Here is an 18,408-nt window from a genome sequence, read left to right on the forward strand (position 1 = left end):
CAAGGTGCTCGCTGATCAGTCCATGGATGATGCCAGCAGTAGGGCCATACTGATAGATAGTTGAGAGGGGGAACGAATCGTACCGCTTGCAAAAACGCATTATGGTGGCCAGCACCAAGATTCAGGCGAGTGGGCCTAGGTGGCTATCGAGGATAAGGAGGACGACCCGTTTTGATCTCATGCCGCCGGCTTTGCTGAGCTCAGGATCAGAACTTTGCTTGCAGCCTTATGCATGATCGCCAAGTTCAAAATCGGCAAGCAGCCTTGGGTCATTCAACCCACAGGGTGGGTCAATGCTCAATCAACGCCGACACGCGTCTGACGAATTGCTGTGTCCACTGCTAAAGCATGCCGAGTTTCTCCAGCTCCATGTCGATTTGTTGGAGCAGCGCCTTACGCGCGACCGCACGTTCTTGGACTAGGAATGCTGCCGTGATGAGCGTGGCAGGGTGGACGCTAAGTACCTCAGCCAGCTGCGTTACCTTGTCAATGGTCGGGCACTTCAACCCACGTTCCAGCGTGCTCAGATACGTCCTGCTACTAACTTCTGAGAAGTCTTCTTGGGTGAGGCCCCTTTGCTTGCGGATGTCCCGAAGGACCTGCCCAAACGCGATGTTCAGTTCCAATTTTCAGGCTCACAAAAGGAACGATCAAGCCTTCTTGAGTCCTATAGAGCTACAATCTATAGTGTTCATTTTGGAGGGGCTTATGTTCACTACCTACCGAAGCTCTGAGATTCAGTTACCCGACCTCGGCTATCCTCGATATGGCGACACGCAGATCTGGCCATACGTTGAGCAGGAACTCATGTATCCGTGGTTTTACCTAAGCGTAGTTCGGGTAGGCGCGACCGAGTCGGATACGTACATGCTTATGATTCAACATGCACGGGACGTCGTTTCGCTAGTGCGTCGTGAAACCCCTCGGATGAGGGTTGAGGGGGTCCAAATTGTTACCCCTGCACACGTGAACGGTACTGATCGCTGGCTTATGGAGCCCGTTAAAAAAATATCTGTCCTCGAATCCCCCAGCCTAGGCGGACCATGCGAGGCATTCGAGGTCGATGGGGGGAACTGCTATAGCCTTTCTGGATCGGGGGTTTTAGAGAATGCCACCTTGATACAGGTGATCTTCGACGCCGCAACCGATCTTAAGAATTCCCGATAGCGTTGCTCGCCATCAGTATATAAGCCGCATCGGCTAGATCCTGTGGCAGGCTACCCCGTTTAAACCGGCGTTGATGTGCGATGAAAGATCTAATACCGGACTCTAATCCCAGACCTAGCCAGGCTCGGGGACCGACAGAGACGCTGACAAAGCGCCCTCTTCAGGACCTTGGAGGCCTGGACCTCGTGATACTCGTCTTGCAGGGGTTTGCGCTGCAGGACGTACAGATGATGCTTTCCAGTTCAACCCTGTACACGAAGCGGAATGTAATCGGGCTGATAACAGGGAAGTCTCAGCGGAAGGTCAATCAGCTGCTAAATTCTGGCCTAGGAATGGATCGGCTCAATGCCCAACAAAGCGCAATGGCATTCCAGTTCGCCAAGACGCTAGAGCACGCGATTGCGGTTTTAGGTACACAAGCGATGGCGGAAGACTGGCTGTGCCGATCATCTAGGCATTTATCGGGACTCACTCCAGTTGAGCTCATCGAAACGTCAGTTGGGTTCATTACGGTTGAGCGTTACCTCACGCAGATTCAACACGGGGTATACGTGTAGATGCAGCCGAAAGACAATCAAGTAACCCATTCCACTTTTTTGAAAGACGCGGCTGTATGCCTGATACGGATTGGGCAGTCGCTGAGTTGAAGGCGGCGAAAAACACTGCTTTTTACCAGCGCTTGTATTTCAGCGGAGAGTGGGATTACTACGTCTCGTGACAAGCTAACCGGGGTTTGGTCCACTCACGGTCCCGAGCAACTTGGGAATTCTTCAAAAAGTTAAGTTTCGATGCCCAAATTTGACCTGAAATCTGCAAAAGCTAACAAAAAGCTCTACGCGACCACAGGAGCGAGGGAAAAAATTAGACTGGACAGGCTGGAAACCCAGTAACCATCAGGCCTCAACTGCAGATTGCAAAACATGACTAAAAATTAATAGGGCAGATACCGTTATTGAGCCATGGAATGAAAACCTGGAGTGAGACTGTGAATAAAGGCGCGAGCTTGGTGCTGCGTCGGAAAAAATGCGTTTATCTTCGCACCGCAACTTGCCGTAGCGCGATTCCGGGCCTTGAATTGATCAGAGCCAGACCGGCGCGGCAGGGACAAACTTCCGAGGGCCGGTATTAAAGCTGGAGCAATGCTTGCAGGCCTTTTGAATCGTGCAAGCATGCGGTGCAGAAACCGGCGCGTCGCGCGTGGCGCAAAGCTACCCGAATGCACGCAACAGGGCAAACCGTCCGGCCCATTAGCGCTGGCACTTAGCCACAGCTCGGTGGCATGCTAGCCGCCTTTTGCGCACCGGGCTTATAGTGCGTTTCGCACATGTTGATTCAGTCCAGTAGTCAGGATCACAGTTTGCTCAAACCAACACCCATCTCACCCCTGCGCCCATCCGATAGCGCAACGACCGTGCCTTTGCGAGGCGTGCTCAGAGGTGCGCTCGCGGTCCTGGTGCTGATGATGTTGATGCTGTTGTTATGGCAGATGATCGAACAGTTCCAGCAGTCTCAGGAACGTCAGCACAAGCGCAGCATCGACTACAGCGTGCAGCTCGCCGACCGGTTGAGCCTGAACATGGCCCTCAACGCGCAGGTCGCGCTGAATGTGCTGGACGGAGCACGCGACCCTTCGCAATCCGCAGACGAATCAGCGGCAGTGCTGGCGAGTCTGCGTCAGTCCCTGCCAGCAGTGAAAAGCCTGGTCTGGCTCGACAGCGATGGGAATGTCACCGCCGACAGCGATGGCGAGACCCGTGACGTAGGCTTTTTGACCCAGATGCATTCGGTCATTCAGGGTCACCCACACTTTTATGCCAACGACCCGGGGGCAGCGACGTTCTATCTGTTCATCCGTCAGCCCGGCGCCGGCAATGAACGCTACTGGGCGCTGCGGCTTAGGCCTGAACTACTGAAATCACTGACCCGCCAGAGCGATCTGGATTACCAGCCCGTCTGGCTCTTGGAAGACATCAGCAACCGCCGCCCCCTCTACAAAAACCTGCTTGATGCCGATCAGTCCACCGAGCGTCAATTGCAGACAGTGCTGCTGCAACCCCTGGCCCACAGCGACTGGCAACTGCGCGGCTTGTTCGACCCGCAGAAAGCCCGCCAGACCCTGCTCTTCCCGCTGATCGGGAAATGCCTGCTCGCCCTGTTCTGTTCCATCATTCCGTTGTTTGCGCTGCGCAGCCTGCGCCGCCGCCAACTTCAGTTGCATCAAAGCCGTCGCCGCTACAAAGACATATTTGAAGGCACCGGCGTTGCGCTATGCGTACTGGACCTCTCCGGTCTGCCGGCTCATCTCAGGCACCTGCAAGTGAACAGCGGCGAAGAACTGAACGCGCGCCTGATCAGCCAGCCCGAGCAAATCAGCGGCCTGCTTCAGCAGTTGCGCATCACCGAGGTCAATCAGGTCGCCGCTCAACTGTTGCGCGCAGAATCGGCACAGCATGTCTGGCAGCAACTGATCGAAGGCTGCCCTCGCGCCCGAAACGGCATCGGTCTGCAGATACTCCAGGCCGTCCTCGACGGGCAACGTCAGCTTGAGCTCGAAATTCTGCTCCCTGGTGCGCAGGGCGGTGACCAACACGTGTGGCTGGTCATGCGCCTGCCCGAGCAGCTCGAAGACTTGAATGCCGTCATTCTCAGCATCAGCGATTTCACCAACCGCAAGCAGGCCGAGCTGTCGCTGCAGGAGCGGGAGCAGTTCTGGTCGGATGTCGTGCGTACCGTCCCGGATTATCTTTGCGTTCTGGATGCGGTGACGCGGCGGATCATTTACAGCAACCATAACCTGGGCCTCGCCCTGGGCTATGAGGCGGCCGAGCTGGATGAGATGGGCGAGCTTTTCTGGGAAACGCTGCTGCACCCGGACGATATCGGTGCGTATGAGCAGTTGCGCCTTGTACGCACCGAGCATGGCCGCAGCGACCTGATCCAGTGCCAGCTGCGGTTCCGCACCCGACGCGGCGACTGGCGTCGTTTCGAGATCCGTGAACAGGCGCTGGCGGCGGACAGTGACGGTCAGATCCGACGCATTGTCGGCGTCGCCAAGGACATCACCGATCAAGTGGACGCCAGCCAGTCCCTGCGCGAAAGCGAGCAGCGTTACCGGATGCTGGCAGAGAGCATCAGCGACGTCATTTTCTCGACCGATCGCCTTTTGCTAGCCAACTACATCAGCCCCTCGGTCAATACGGTGCTGGGTTACAGCGCCGAGTGGATTCTGCAGAATGGCTGGAAGGCGATCATCGCCAACCCGCAGCAGCTCACCGGCTTTTATGCGCTGCTGCAGCGGATCAGTAAAGCGCTGAAAAAGCCCGACGCGCTGGCGGACCTGCGCAGCGAGATCCCTACGCAATTGTTCCTGTTCGATTGCCTGCGCGCGGATGGCCGCAAGATTCCTGTGGAGCTGCGTCTGGTTCTGGTGTGGGATGAATCCGGAACTTTTGAAGGCGTTCTGGGCGTAGCACGTGATGTCAGTCAGCAGCGGCGCGCCGAAAAAGACCTGCGCATGGCGGCCACGGTATTCGAACACTCGACGTCGGCCATTCTGATCACTGACCCTGCGGGTTATATCGTGCAGGCCAACGACGCCTTTACGCGGGTCAGTGGCTACGCCATGTCGCAGGTGCTGGATCAACTGCCGATGATGCTGACCGTCGAAAATCAGCAGGCAGCGCACCTGGGTTACATCCTCAAACAGCTGAGCCAGCGCGGCAGTTGGGAGGGTGAATTGTGGCTCAAGCGTCGCGACGGCGAGCACTACCCGGCATGGGTCGGGATTACCGCCGTGCTCGACGATGAAGGCGACTTGGCCAGCTACGTGTGCTTCTTCAGCGACATCAGCGAGCGCAAGGCGAGCGAGCAGCGCATCCATCGGCTGGCTTATTACGACGCACTGACGCATCTACCCAACCGCACGCTATTTCAGGACCGTTTGCACAGCGCGCTGCAACATGCCGAGCGTCAACACACGTGGGTGGTGTTGATGTTCCTCGACCTCGATCGCTTCAAGCCGATCAACGATTCGTTGGGCCACGCCGCCGGCGACCGCATGCTCAAGGAAATGGCCTTGCGCCTGCTTGGATGCGTTGACGAAGACGACACTGTTGCGCGCATGGGCGGCGACGAATTCACCCTGCTGCTGCAACCTCGCCCCACCCAACAGGCCGCGCTGAACCGGGCGATTCATGTGGCCGAACAGATTCTTGCCAGCCTGGTGAAACCCTTCGTGCTGGAGGGCCGCGAGTTCTTCGTCACGGCCAGTATCGGCATCGCGCTGAGCCCGCAGGATGGTAACGAACTCAGCCAGTTGATGAAGAACGCCGACACGGCGATGTACCACGCCAAGGAACGCGGCAAGAACAACTTCCAGTTTTATCAGGCCGACATGAACGCCACCGCCCTTGAGCGTCTGGAGCTGGAAAGTGACCTGCGCCATGCCCTGGAGCAGGGCGAGTTCACGCTGTATTACCAACCGCAGTTCAGTGGCGACGGCAAACGTCTGACCGGCGCCGAGGCCTTGCTGCGATGGCGTCACCCGCGTCGCGGCCTGGTGCCGCCGGTGGAATTCATCCCGGTGCTCGAGGAGCTCGGGCTGGTGGTCGAAGTCGGCGAGTGGGTGCTCAAGGAGGCGTGCCGCCAGTTGCGCGAGTGGCATCTGGCGCGGGTCCGCGTGCCGAAGGTGTCGGTCAACATTTCTGCACGGCAGTTTTCGGACGGCCAGTTGGGCACGCGCATCGCCGGTATTCTGCAGGAAATCGGCCTGCCGCCCGCCTGCCTCGAGCTGGAACTGACCGAGAGCATCCTGATGCGTGAGGTGAGCGAAGCCATGCAGATTCTGGCCGGGCTCAAGCGGCTGGGCCTGAGCATCGCAGTCGATGACTTCGGCACCGGCTACTCGTCGCTGAATTACCTGAAGCAGTTCCCCATCGACGTGTTGAAGATCGACCGCACGTTCGTCGATGGCCTGCCGTCCGGCGAACAGGACGCGCAAATCGCCCGGGCAATCATCGCCATGGCCCATAGCCTCAATCTGTCGGTGATTGCCGAGGGCGTGGAAACCCACGAGCAGCTGGAGTTTCTTCGTGAACATGGCTGCGACGAAGTTCAGGGCTACCTGTTCGGCCGCCCCATGCCGGCGACGCGGTTCGAGGCTCAGTTCAGCAACGACGCGCTGTTTATGCTTGATTAGCAGCGGCAAGCTTCAAGCAGCAAGCTACAAGCAAAGCCCCGGCGCATTCAGCTTGCGGCTTGAGGCTAGCCTTGCACAGCGCTCATCACGCACATGACCCGCTTTCATATGCCAGATAAAACCTGATGGGTTAGAATGCTCCCCTTTTCTACTGCCCGATCCCCGAGGACCGCCATGTTCAGCCGCAATTTGACCATCGCCAAGTACGACGCCGACCTGTACGCCGCCATGGAACAGGAAGCCAAGCGTCAGGAAGATCACATCGAGCTGATCGCCTCGGAGAACTACACCAGCCCGGCAGTCATGGAAGCCCAGGGCTCGGTTCTCACCAACAAATACGCTGAAGGCTACCCAGGCAAGCGTTACTACGGTGGCTGCGAATACGTCGACATCGTCGAGCAACTGGCCATTGATCGCGCCAAGCAACTGTTCGGCGCCGATTACGCCAACGTCCAGCCACACGCAGGCTCCCAAGCCAACAGCGCGGTATATCTGGCGCTGCTCAATGCTGGCGACACCATCCTGGGCATGAGCCTGGCCCACGGCGGTCACCTGACCCACGGCGCCAGCGTTTCTTCGTCGGGCAAGCTGTATAACGCCGTTCAGTACGGCATCGACGGCAACGGCCTGATCGATTACGACGAAGTCGAGCGTCTGGCCGTCGAGCACAAGCCGAAGATGATCGTTGCCGGTTTCTCGGCCTACTCGCAGATCCTCGACTTCCCGCGTTTCCGCGCAATCGCTGACAAAGTCGGCGCCTACCTGTTCGTCGACATGGCCCACGTGGCCGGTCTGGTCGCTGCAGGCGTTTACCCGAACCCGGTCCCCTTCGCTGACGTCGTTACCACCACCACCCACAAAACCCTGCGCGGCCCGCGCGGTGGCCTGATCCTGGCGCGCGCCAACGCCGACATCGAGAAGAAGCTGAACTCCGCTGTCTTCCCGGGCGGCCAGGGCGGTCCTCTGGAGCACGTCATCGCGGCCAAGGCGATCTGCTTCAAGGAAGCACTGCAGCCTGAGTTCAAGACCTACCAGGAACAAGTGGTGAAAAATGCCAAGGCCATGGCCGGTGTGTTCATCGAGCGCGGTTTCGACGTGGTCTCCGGCGGTACTGAAAACCACCTGTTCCTGCTGTCGCTGATCAAGCAGGACATCTCCGGCAAAGACGCCGACGCCGCACTGGGCAAAGCGTTCATCACCGTGAACAAGAACTCCGTGCCGAACGATCCACGCTCCCCGTTCGTCACCTCCGGCCTGCGCTTTGGCACTCCGGCCGTGACCACTCGGGGCTTCAAGGAAGCAGAGTGCAAGGAATTGGCCGGCTGGATCTGCGACATCCTGGCAGACCTGAACAACGAAGCGGTGATCAACGCCGTACGTGAGAAGGTCCAGGCCATCTGCGCCAAGCTGCCGGTTTACGGCGCTTGATAGCGGTTGGTTGATGTGAAAAAGCCCGGCTTGTTAGCCGGGCTTTTTGTTGAGGCTGTCTCCTCGTATCTGCTTCTTGTCTACGTCGAAGAGGCGCAAGTCATCAGGAGTTAGGGCTGAGATTTCGATGGTCTTTCAATCAAGAACTGGCTATACGCTTCCCTGCTTTAGACGCAGGTAGAGCACGGTCATTGCAGAAAGAAGAACTATCGCGGAATAAAAGAAAAATTTGATCCAGAACCGAAAGTGGCCAGGAAGCTTCTGAAGCTTGTACGGTGGAATGACTTCCTGCTTTTTAAATGCACCCGGCATGATCAAGATCATCGTAATGAACGACTCGCGCATTCTTCGGCCCAGCCAAGTATCACCGTAATAGTCTGCATGTAAGCCGATCATCTCGATGTCGGAAAGATAATCTTCAATGCGCTCCATGTATTTCAAGAAAAAGATATGAGACGAGACCAAGTGGATGAAGATCAAAACGAATTCTATCAGCGTCAACCAAATAGCCGCGTCGTATGAAATCAGGGTGTCCATTCGTAGAGCTTCTCCCCAAGAAGTTCGCCACCTGCTTCGCCCATTGTGCCGCTTGCATAGGCTAAAGCCCCGCCGGCAATAATTCCGCAACCTAACGCAGCTAGCCCCAAGGTAGGCGCACCAAACACAGCCAGACACACCACCGGCCCGGCTACTGCCCCTACTTCCCCCCCGGCAAGTCCGAGTAGCACGCCACCCGCTAACTTTGCTCCCTCAACGTAATGAGCCCGTGTACATAACTCTTCACGTCCCGTAGAACAGGCTTCCTTAATCTCCAGCGCGGTTGATGCGATATTCAACCCAATCCCAACCGCCGTCCCATGCTTCAACAACTTCGCCACCTTGGCGATCTTCGCAATTCGCGTGGCGTAGCCCTGTATCTCCCCGGTGCGCAGATAACTTTTGGTCGATAGCCCCAGCATCTTTTTCAGTGGGCCTTTTTTAGTCAACCCGGTCCCCCAGCGGGCGATACCTTCCAGCTGAACATCCAGCCTGGCAAATATCACTTGCCGTTGATTGATGAATTCCTGCCGGGCAATGGGCGTCCCGCGGGACAGCGACAGCTTGTACAGCCGCTCGATTTCTTCGAGGGTTTTCTGCACGCCGTTAAGGTGTTTACTCCAACTGCCTGTGGCGGCGCCGACGCCCAGCGATCCGTAACTGAGCATGTTCTGCATCAGGTCGTAGTTCTTGATCAGTTCGCTGCCCGAGCCTTTAACCTGTCGATGGACGTTCCGCGCCAGGTTCATCAGCTCGGTTTCTTCTGCCGTGAGGCTGCCCATCGAACCATCGCTGACAATCACCAGCTGGCCCGGCATAACCACTACATTGCGAATGTGCGCATTCAGCACATCAAACTTTGCGCTGCCGCCGACCCGAGCTTTGAGCGTGAAGTAGGTTTGTATGCGGTCATTGATGAACACGTAGGGCTTGGACATGAGGCTGCCCGTCCTTGCTTGACTTCAGATCCAGCAAGGATAGGGACGGGATGTAGGGTTTAGAAGCGTAGGGAGGGAGGTTGAAAGTACGATTCGGAACGGTCCTACGCAGGCGGCATAGCTCCTCTTACGGACCATTCCCGCACGCGATATCTAATCTGCAGCAACGCCTGCAAAGCCGGCCCGGATCTTCTCTTCCGGCAGTTCATCGGCAATGAACACGATCACGCTTTCGCGCTTTTCGCCATCCGCCCACTCCACATCGAAATCAAACCCGTACAGCTTCAACACCCCCTGAAAGACCAATTTGCGGTCTTCGCCGGCGATGTTCAGCACGCCTTTGTAGCGCAGCAGTTGTTTGCCGTGCTCTTCCAGCAGCTCGTTCATGAAGGTGCTGAGCCTGTCGATATCCAGCGGCTGGTCACTGCGCAGAACCAGGCTGCTGATGCGGTCGATGGAGCGGCCCGCCGGAGCCGCCGGGCGCAGGGTCATCCCGCCGATGTCAGCGTTCAGGTTGAAGCCGCGCACATCCAGCAACTCGGCCAGATCAATCTTGCCGTGCTCGACCACACGGATCGGCGCACGTCGGTTGATGCGGGTCAGTCGCTCGCTTAGTGCGTTGAAGGCCGCCTCATCCACCAGATCGGTCTTGCTCACCAGCAGACGATCTGCAAAGCCGATCTGCGCCTGGGCGATGGTCTGCTCCAGGTGCGTGTCGGCGTGGGCCGCGTCAACCAGCGTGATGATGCCGTCGAGGAGGTAGCGCTCGCGCAGCTCCTCGTCGATGAAGAAGGTCTGCGCCACCGGTGCGGGGTCTGCCAGGCCGGTGCATTCGATGACCAGCCGATCGAAGGCGATCTCGCCACTGTCGAGGCGTTCCAGCAGCAGATACAGCGCTTTGGTGAGGTCGGTGTGAATGGTGCAGCAGACGCAGCCGTTGGACAGGGTCATCACCTGCACGGGCTCGTCGCCCAGCAACTGGGTGTCGACGCCGGCGTCACTGAATTCGTTCTCGATCACGGCGATCTTCAGGCCGTGCTCTTCTTTGAGCAGATGGCGCAGCAGAGTGGTTTTGCCGGCGCCGAGAAAGCCGCTGAGGATCGTGACGGGGATAGGTGTGAACAAAAAAAGACCTCGATTCGCTGAAAAAAAACAGGAGTGAGGTTGCTGGCGATTCGAAATGTCAGTCAGTACAGCGGCGACTGAATCAGCGCATCGCGGGCAAGCTCACTCCTACATGACCCAGGGTCACATCATTAGCAACACTTGGGCCCGCCCTTCCCGCCGTAACGTGCGTCCTGGCGTTCCCGAAAGAACGCTTCGTAGGACATCACCGGCTTGTCCGGGTGAGTCTTCTGCATATGCTCAACGTAGTTGTCGTAATCCGGCATGCCCACCATGAGGCGAGCGGCCTGACCGAGATACTTACCCAGGCGACTCAGATCGTTGAACATAGGCAGCTCCTCGCGTTACAGCGCACTCAGTGGGTTTCCGGGAAAGCCTGGAAAGGCGATTCCTTGTCGGTACGCTCTTTCTTGACCCACGCCGCCCGACCGACCTTCAACGCATAGAACAGAATGCTCAGGACCACGAACAGGAACAGCGTGGTCAGGGTGGCGTTGGTGTAGGCGTTGAAGATCACATGCTGCATTTGATCCATGGTCTTGGCCGGGGCCAGCACCTGACCGGCGTCTGCCGCCGCGCTGTATTTCTTCGCCAGCGCCAGGAAGCCTACCGCAGGGCTCGGGTCGAACAGCTTGATGAAGCCTGCGGTCACGGTGCAGATCAGCAGCCATGAAGCCGGCAGGATGGTGACCCAGACGTACTGCTGACGCTTCATTTTGATCAGCACAACCGTCGCCAGCATCAGCGCGATACCCGCGAGCATCTGGTTGGAGATACCGAACAGTGGCCACAACGTGTTGATCCCGCCTAGCGGATCGATCACGCCTTGATACAGCAGATACCCCCACAGCGCGACGCAACCACCGGTACCGATGGCGTTGGCGGTCCAGGACTCGGTGCGTTTCAGCGCAGGCACGAAACTGCCCAGCAGGTCCTGCAGCATGAAGCGGCCAGCACGGGTACCGGCATCGACTGCCGTCAGGATGAACAGCGCTTCAAACAGAATCGCGAAGTGGTACCAGAACGCCATGGTGTTCTGACCGGGGAACGCCTGATGCAGGATCTGCGCGATACCCACCGCCAGCGTCGGTGCACCACCAGCACGGGCCAGCACGGTGTTTTCGCCGATGTCCTTCGCCACAGCGGTCAATTGATCCGGTGTGATGAGGAAACCCCAACTGCTGACCATCTGCGCGACCGAAGCGACGTCGGAGCCGACGATGGCCGCCGGGCTGTTCATCGCGAAGTACACGCCTGGCTCGATGACCGAGGCCGCGACCATGGCCATGATCGCCACGAACGATTCCATGAGCATGCCGCCGTAACCGATGTAACGGGCGTTGACTTCGTTATCCAGCAGCTTCGGCGTGGTGCCCGAAGAAATCAGGGCGTGGAAACCGGAGACGGCGCCACAGGCAATGGTGATGAACAGGAACGGGAACAGGGTGCCTTTCCAGACCGGACCGGTGCCGTCGGTGAACTGCGTCAGCGCAGGCATTTTCAGCTCAGGCGCAAGAATCAGGATGCCGATCGCCAGCGCGATGATGGTGCCGATTTTCAGGAACGTGGACAGGTAGTCGCGAGGCGCCAACACCAGCCAGACCGGCAGCATGGCCGCGACAAAACCGTAACCGACCAGCATCCAGGTGATCTGCACGCCGGTGAAGGCGAACATCGGCGCCCACTCAGGGCTCGCTGCCACAAGGCCACCGACCCAGATCGACAGCAGCAACAGCACGACGCCCACCACCGAGATCTCGCCGATACGGCCCGGGCGGATGAAGCGCATGTAGATGCCCATGAACATCGCGATCGGAATCGTCGCCATGACCGTGAACATGCCCCATGGGCTCTCGGCCAGTGCCTTGACGACGATCAGCGCCAGCACCGCGAGGATGATGATCATGATCAGGAAACAGCCGAACAACGCGATGGTGCCGGGGATGCGGCCCATTTCTTCGCGCACCATGTCGCCCAGGGAGCGACCGTTACGGCGCGTGGAAAGGAACAGGATCATGAAGTCCTGAACCGCACCCGCCAGCACGACGCCGGCGATCAGCCACAGCGTGCCGGGCAGATAGCCCATCTGCGCGGCGAGCACCGGACCGACCAGCGGACCAGCGCCGGCAATGGCAGCGAAGTGGTGACCGAAGAGAATGTGTTTATTGGTGGGAACGTAGTCGAGCCCGTCGTTCTTGAGCACCGCGGGGGTGGCCCGGGTCGGGTCGAGTTGCATGACCTTGGTTGCGATGAACAGGCTGTAGTAGCGATAAGCGACCAGATAAATGGCCACTGCGGCGACCACAATCCAGAGTGCATTGATCGCCTCCCCGCGACGCAATGCAACCACACCCAGAGCCCAGGCCCCAAGGATCGCAACAATCAGCCAGGGCACGTGGCGCAGCAGACCATTATTGTTTTTCATTTTTTTTGTTTCCAACTGAGTGGACTTATTGTTGTTCAGCAAGCGAAGTTTAGCGCCGCCGGAGCGAAAGGCTACCCCCACGATGGTCTAGCGCGATATTTGTCCTATAGTCAACGCAGCGGGCGCTTCAGGCGCTGAAGGAGTAGTAGCGTAATGACCGAGAACCACAAAGATCGTCGTCGCTTCAAACGTGTTGCATTCGACGCGAAAACGAAACTCACACAAGGCGGCAAAACCTGGACGGTTCAGCTGATCGACCTGTCGCTCAAGGGGCTGCTGATCGAAAAGCCGTCACCCTGGGAGGGTGATCCCGATGAACGCTTCATGGTCGACATTGAGTTGCAGGACGGTATTGATGTCGTGATGGAAGTGCTGCTGACCCACGATGATCACAATCACCTGGGGTTTGTCTGCAAGCACATCGAGCTCGATTCAGTGACGCACCTGCGTCGACTGATCGAGCTCAATATTGCCGATCACGATGAACTGGAGCGTGAGCTGGGCGCACTCATACATCTATAGAACGCGCTGCCCTTACTCGAACAACGCGTCCAGTGCTTGATCCAGGCGAGTCACGCCAATCACCGTCAGGCCCGGCGGCGACTCTTTCGGGGCGTTGCCCTTGGGCACGATGGCGCGTTTGAAGCCGTGCTTGGCCGCTTCCTTGAGACGCTCCTGACCACTGGGCACGGGCCGAACTTCGCCGGACAAGCCCACTTCGCCAAACACCAGCAAGTCGCCCGGCAGCGCACGGTTGCGCAGGCTGGACATGACGGCGGCCATCAAGGCCAGGTCGGAAGCGGTTTCCAGCACTTTCACCCCGCCCACGACGTTGAGAAACACATCCTGGTCATGGGTAGGGATGCCGCCGTGGCGGTGCAGTACCGCCAGCAGCATGGCCAGCCGGTTTTGATCCAGCCCCAAGGTCACGCGACGCGGGTTGGAAAGGTGGCTGTCATCGACCAGCGCCTGCACTTCGACCAGCATCGGCCGGGTGCCCTCCCATGTGGCCATGACCACGCTGCCCGCGACTTCTTCCTGCGCACGTGTGAGAAAGATCGCCGAGGGGTTCGAGACTTCTTTCAGGCCTTTGTCGGTCATGCCGAAGACGCCCAATTCGTTGACGGCGCCGAAGCGATTTTTCACCGCACGCAGCAGACGCAGGCGGCCATCGGACTCGCCTTCGAAATACAGCACGGTGTCGACCATGTGCTCCAGCACCCGAGGCCCGGCCAGCGCGCCTTCTTTGGTGACGTGGCCGACCAGAAAGATCGCGGTGCCGCTCTGCTTGGCGTATCGCACCAGCAACGCGGCACTCTCGCGAACCTGGGATACGCCGCCGGGCGCTGATTGCAGTTGTTCGGTGAAGATGGTCTGGATCGAGTCGATCACCATGACCTTCGGCTGCTCGATGCGCGCCGTGGCAATGATGGTTTCGATGCAGGTTTCGGTCATGACCCGCAGTTTGTCCTGGGGCAAGCCAAGCCGACGGGCGCGCATCGCGACCTGCTGCTGCGACTCTTCGCCAGTGACGTACAGCGCCGGCATCCGCTCGGCGATGGCGCAGAGGGTCTGCAACAGAATGGTCGATTTGCCGATGCCGGGGTCGCCGCCAATCAACACCACAGAGCCATCCACCAGGCCGCCGCCGAGAACGCGGTCCAGCTCAGTGGAGTTGGTGGAAAAACGCGGGATTTCTTCAACACTGACTTCCGCCAGGGTTTTGATCTGCGCCTGCTGGCCGGTCCAGCCGGAACGACCGCTGGGCGCAGCCGCCGTACTGTTGTCGATCACGGTTTCAACGAGGGTATTCCAGGCACCGCATTCGCTGCACTGGCCGGCCCATTTGGGAAACGTCGAACCGCACTCGGTGCAGCCGTACATGCGTTTGGCCTTGGCCATGACACCCCCGATGTAAAAAGAGGGCAATCATACCCGATGCGTCAAACCGTCGGTGGCAGCGCCATCGGGCACGCACGCTTTTGGAGGATTAAATAAAACTAACCGGGACGGACCCGGTCGATTGCATGGATTAAGCGAGATGCAGGTAGCTGACTTACACTGCATTTACCACTCTCATCTGTAACAAAGGAATACACCCATGAGCGTACTAAGCGAGTTCAAAGCCTTTGCCGTAAAAGGAAACGTCGTCGACATGGCCGTCGGTATCATCATCGGCGCGGCATTCGGCAAGATCGTTTCGTCGTTCGTCGGCGATGTAATCATGCCGCCCCTCGGGTTGCTGATCGGCGGCGTGGACTTCAGTGATCTGGCCATCATGCTGCGGCCTGCTGAAGGGACTGCACCTGCGGTGGTGCTGGCCTACGGCAAGTTCATTCAGACCGTGATCGACTTCATCATCGTCGCGTTCGCCATCTTCATGGGCGTCAAAGCGATCAACCGCCTGAAACGCGAAGAGGCCAAAGCACCGACCCTGCCGCCAACCCCGTCCAAGGAAGAGCTGCTGCTGGGCGAAATCCGCGACCTGCTGAAAGAGCAAAACAACAAGCCGGCTGCGCCACTGCCAGTGACGCCTGACCGGTTCGTTTAACGCCGGTCATAACATGTGGGAGTGAGCTTGCTCGTTCCCACATGTGTCTTACGATCACACCGCAGTATCAACTTACCAATAATTCTCCACCGCGATCTGTCCCGGCTTGCGCGTCAACGCCAGGCGCATGTCACGGGTTTTCAGTACCGCGCGGGTGTCCTCGATCATCTGCGGATTGCCGCAGATCATCACCCGTGAGTGCTCGGGTGTCAGCGCGACGCCGGCCGCCTTCTCCAACTCACCGTTTTCGATCAGCGTGGTAATCCGTCCGTTGAGCGCACCGGGATGCGGCTCCCGCGTCACCGTTGCGATGAATCTGAACTTGTGCGCGTACTCGACCAGGTATTCGCGCTGGGTCAGCTCGGCGATGAGCTGCTGGTAGGCCAGTTCCCGGGACTCGCGGACGCTGTACACCAGAATGATGCGCTCGAATTTTTCCCAGACCTCGAAGTCCTGCAGGATCGACAGGAACGGCGCAACGCCGGTCCCTGTGGATAACATCCAGAGGTCGCGACCATCGGTGAAGCGATCAAGGGTCAGGTAACCCACCGCCTGTTTTTCCACCATCAGCGTGTCGCCCTGACGAAGCCGGCTCAGCTCGCTGGTGAATTCGCCGTTGGGCACCACAATGGAGAAGAACTCGAGGAATTCATCGAAGGGCGAAGACACCACCGAGTACGCCCGCCACACCGTCGTACCATCGGGCTTGGTGACGCCCAGACGGGCGAACTGTCCTGCCGTGAAGCGGAAACCGGGATCGCGGGTGGTGCGAAAGGTAAAGAGACTGGGAGTCAGCGGCGTAACGTCCAGCAGCGTTTGCCGGGTGAATTTCTCTGCACTGGCAGTCATGGGGCGCTCCTGGCTCCTGTCTCACAAAAAGGGTGATCAGTGTCCCGCAAACCCGCCGTGATAAACACCACCGGTTTGTAGTGATATCCGCAACGACTGATGCGATTTTTAGAGCATTTCGCTATCGGCGTTATCGCCAGGTGATTCATGCAGAAGCACACAATCGTCCTAACCTCATGATTCCCTTAGCTTTTCCAAATCATGTCTGCAGCTAATCGGGGCGGTACTTCGACGCGACCACGAACCGCGCTCCATCCCGGGCCGTAATTGTTTCCTAGACTTCGATCAGGACGATCAAGACTGAGCATGGAGGCACACGATGGGTATTCGGAAGCTGGGGGAAGACTGCACGGCGAACGCGGAGACGCTCGCCTACAAGGGCCTGACGGTCAGAGAGGTAGAGGTATTGAAGTGGTCCGCGACTGGCAAGACGGCGGCAGAAGTCGCGTTGATACTGGATGTCACAGCGCGCACCGTTAACTTCCACGTTGGCAAAGCCATCCAGAAGATCGGCGCCTGCAACAAGATGTCGGCAGTGGTCCAGGCAACGAAAGATGGGGTGATCTAGGCACAAGGTGAGGCAGGGGAGAAAAGCCCGGTGCGCGCGGGCAAAAACACGTAAAATCGCCGGCTTTGCGAACCTGGACACGCCGGCGCAGGTGTAACTGCCGCCGATACGCCGGTCGCGCCATCAATGACTGGAACTGCTCCGCCCATGCCGCTGCTTACCACCCCGTTTGCCCAGCTCGACCTGATCCGCCAGCCGGAGCAGTCGGATGAGCCCTTGCAGGCCTTCGATGCCGCCGACGAGTACCTGCTCAACCATGTCGCTGAACAGGGCGTGACGCTGCAAACCCGGGTGCTGGTGCTCAACGACAGTTTCGGCGCACTCGCAGCGAGCCTTGCGCCCCATGCCACGGTGGTCAGCAGCACGGATTCGTACCTCAGCGCTCAGGCCCTGGAAAAGAACCTGGTGCGCAATGGCCTGACCTACGACGCGGTGCCGGTGATCCCGGCGAGCGCGCCGTTGACCGGTCCCTTCGACTGGGTGCTGATTCGCGTACCCAAGACCCTCGCCTTGCTGGAAGAGCAGCTGATTCGTTTGCAGGGCCAACTGGCCCCGAACGCCAGAGTCGTCGCTGCCGGCATGATCAAGCACCTGCCACGCTCCGCGGGGGAGCTGATGGAAGAGTACATCGGCCCGGTGCAGGCATCGCTCGCGGTAAAAAAGGCGCGGCTGCTGTTTTGCACGCCTGAAGCCAAAACCGTGCAACCCTCGCCCTACCCCACCCGTTACACGCTGGACGAGCCGAAGATCGAGTTGATCAACCACGCCAACGTGTTCTGCCGCGACAGTCTGGACATCGGCACCCGCGCCTTCCTGCCGTACTTGCCCAAGGGCCTGGGCTCAGCGCGGGTCGCCGATCTGGGTTGCGGCAATGGCGTGCTCGCCATCGCCAGCGCGCTGGAAAACCCCGACGCTCATTACACGCTGGTGGACGAGTCATTCATGGCGGTGCAGTCGGCGCAGGAGAACTGGGCGTTGGCCTTCGGCAAGCGCCCGGCGGTGATTCACGCAGGTGACGGGCTGGCGGCGCAGGAGCCCGATTCGCTGGACGTCATCCTGTGCAATCCGCCGTTCCACCAGCAGCAAGTGGTCGGCGATTTCCTCGCCTGGCGGATGTTCCAGCAGGCGCGCTCGGCACTGGTCACCGGCGGCGCGCTGTACATCGTCGGCAACCGGCACCTGGGCTATCACAGCAAACTGGCTCGGTTGTTCAGGGGCGTGGAACAAGTGGCGGCGACGCCGAAATTCGTGATCCTCAAGGCGCGTAAGTAGAATCCTCTTCGCGAGCAAACTCGCTCCCGCAATGTTGCTGCAACGCCAACATGACCGCACAAAAAAACCCGCCGAAGCGGGTTTTTTATTGAGCGAGCATCATTCAGTGCGACTTCATGCCTGCCGCCGTCATGAACATGCGCAGCAGCATGGCGACCACGAAGAGGGCCAGCACGCTGCCGGTCCAGATGACTAACAGCCAGCCGATGCGCTGCCACAGTGGCTTGCCCTGCGCTGGATCAACCTCACGCCTGTGCTCATCCTGATTCCGGGCTTCATGCTGAACAGATTCTTTAACCGACATCGCTAAACCCTCTTATCGCGCAGTCCGGCCCCGGCGATACACCGGGG

16 protein-coding genes are annotated in these 18,408 nt (G+C 58.8%); 7 read left to right on the plus strand and 9 right to left on the minus strand.

The genetic code is table 11. From position 1 onward, the window contains the following. Positions 1-341: 341 nt before the first annotated feature. On the minus strand, positions 342-626 hold the full coding sequence (locus AC07VF_RS16155) for a helix-turn-helix domain-containing protein (RefSeq protein ID WP_346627930.1): 285 nt from the start codon (positions 624-626) through the stop codon (positions 342-344). A gap of 903 nt (positions 627-1,529) precedes the next feature. Between AC07VF_RS16155 and AC07VF_RS16160 the strand changes: the two genes are divergently transcribed. From AC07VF_RS16160 to glyA, 3 genes are all read left to right on the plus strand, one after another. Beyond that, positions 1,530-1,724 carry an antitoxin Xre/MbcA/ParS toxin-binding domain-containing protein gene (locus AC07VF_RS16160; protein ID WP_495031059.1) on the plus strand — a complete coding sequence of 65 codons (195 nt, stop codon included), beginning with the start codon at positions 1,530-1,532 and terminating at the stop codon, positions 1,722-1,724. Between the two features lie 818 nt (positions 1,725-2,542). Further along, positions 2,543-6,364 (plus strand): sensor domain-containing protein, encoded by a 3,822-nt coding sequence (locus AC07VF_RS16165; protein WP_495009285.1) that lies wholly within the window; start codon positions 2,543-2,545, stop codon positions 6,362-6,364. Between the two features lie 174 nt (positions 6,365-6,538). After that, positions 6,539-7,792, plus strand: coding sequence for a serine hydroxymethyltransferase (glyA, locus tag AC07VF_RS16170; protein ID WP_192173251.1), 1,254 nt, complete (start codon positions 6,539-6,541; stop codon positions 7,790-7,792). Between the two features lie 150 nt (positions 7,793-7,942). Here glyA and AC07VF_RS16175 read toward each other — a convergent pair whose 3' ends face one another. From AC07VF_RS16175 to AC07VF_RS16195, 5 genes are all read right to left on the minus strand, one after another. Continuing rightward, positions 7,943-8,329: a hypothetical protein gene (locus AC07VF_RS16175; RefSeq protein WP_192173252.1), complete on the minus strand. Its 387-nt coding sequence runs from the start codon at positions 8,327-8,329 to the stop codon at positions 7,943-7,945. Then, positions 8,317-9,267, minus strand: coding sequence for a hypothetical protein (locus AC07VF_RS16180; protein WP_495009273.1), 951 nt, complete (start codon positions 9,265-9,267; stop codon positions 8,317-8,319). Before AC07VF_RS16180 ends, AC07VF_RS16175 begins: the two co-directional genes overlap by 13 nt. Before the next feature lie 153 nt (positions 9,268-9,420). Next, positions 9,421-10,392 (minus strand): GTPase, encoded by a 972-nt coding sequence (yjiA, locus tag AC07VF_RS16185; protein WP_495009272.1) that lies wholly within the window; start codon positions 10,390-10,392, stop codon positions 9,421-9,423. 131 nt (positions 10,393-10,523) lie between these two features. Continuing rightward, on the minus strand, positions 10,524-10,721 hold the full coding sequence (locus AC07VF_RS16190) for a YbdD/YjiX family protein (RefSeq protein WP_065987541.1): 198 nt from the start codon (positions 10,719-10,721) through the stop codon (positions 10,524-10,526). Between the two features lie 26 nt (positions 10,722-10,747). Continuing rightward, on the minus strand, positions 10,748-12,817 hold the full coding sequence (locus AC07VF_RS16195; RefSeq protein WP_495009271.1) for a carbon starvation CstA family protein: 2,070 nt from the start codon (positions 12,815-12,817) through the stop codon (positions 10,748-10,750). 153 nt (positions 12,818-12,970) lie between these two features. Here AC07VF_RS16195 and AC07VF_RS16200 point away from each other — a divergent pair, with 153 nt between their 5' ends. After that, positions 12,971-13,339: a PilZ domain-containing protein gene (locus AC07VF_RS16200; protein ID WP_346629207.1), complete on the plus strand. Its 369-nt coding sequence runs from the start codon at positions 12,971-12,973 to the stop codon at positions 13,337-13,339. 12 nt (positions 13,340-13,351) lie between these two features. On the opposite strand, the gene radA is transcribed toward AC07VF_RS16200, so the two are convergent. Then, positions 13,352-14,719 carry a DNA repair protein RadA gene (gene radA / locus AC07VF_RS16205; RefSeq protein ID WP_074888638.1) on the minus strand — a complete coding sequence of 456 codons (1,368 nt, stop codon included), beginning with the start codon at positions 14,717-14,719 and terminating at the stop codon, positions 13,352-13,354. Positions 14,720-14,918: 199 nt separating this feature from the next. Between radA and mscL the strand changes: the two genes are divergently transcribed. Beyond that, on the plus strand, positions 14,919-15,368 hold the full coding sequence (gene mscL / locus AC07VF_RS16210) for a large-conductance mechanosensitive channel protein MscL (protein ID WP_133776875.1): 450 nt from the start codon (positions 14,919-14,921) through the stop codon (positions 15,366-15,368). Between the two features lie 72 nt (positions 15,369-15,440). On the opposite strand, the gene AC07VF_RS16215 is transcribed toward mscL, so the two are convergent. After that, positions 15,441-16,217, minus strand: a complete 777-nt coding sequence (locus AC07VF_RS16215) for a ferredoxin--NADP reductase (protein ID WP_495009270.1) — start codon at positions 16,215-16,217, stop codon at positions 15,441-15,443. Between the two features lie 319 nt (positions 16,218-16,536). Here AC07VF_RS16215 and AC07VF_RS16220 point away from each other — a divergent pair, with 319 nt between their 5' ends. Beyond that, complete coding sequence (locus tag AC07VF_RS16220) at positions 16,537-16,785, plus strand: helix-turn-helix transcriptional regulator (RefSeq protein WP_495009269.1); 249 nt, start codon at positions 16,537-16,539, stop codon at positions 16,783-16,785. A 147-nt stretch (positions 16,786-16,932) separates the two neighbouring features. Further along, positions 16,933-18,057: a methyltransferase gene (locus AC07VF_RS16225; RefSeq protein WP_495009268.1), complete on the plus strand. Its 1,125-nt coding sequence runs from the start codon at positions 16,933-16,935 to the stop codon at positions 18,055-18,057. Between the two features lie 103 nt (positions 18,058-18,160). Here the strand turns inward: AC07VF_RS16225 and AC07VF_RS16230 are convergent, their stop codons facing one another. Next, positions 18,161-18,361 (minus strand): DUF2474 domain-containing protein, encoded by a 201-nt coding sequence (locus AC07VF_RS16230; protein ID WP_495009267.1) that lies wholly within the window; start codon positions 18,359-18,361, stop codon positions 18,161-18,163. Positions 18,362-18,408: the final 47 nt, after the last annotated feature.

Source organism: Pseudomonas sp. GW821-FHT02H06 (assembly GCF_059421525.1).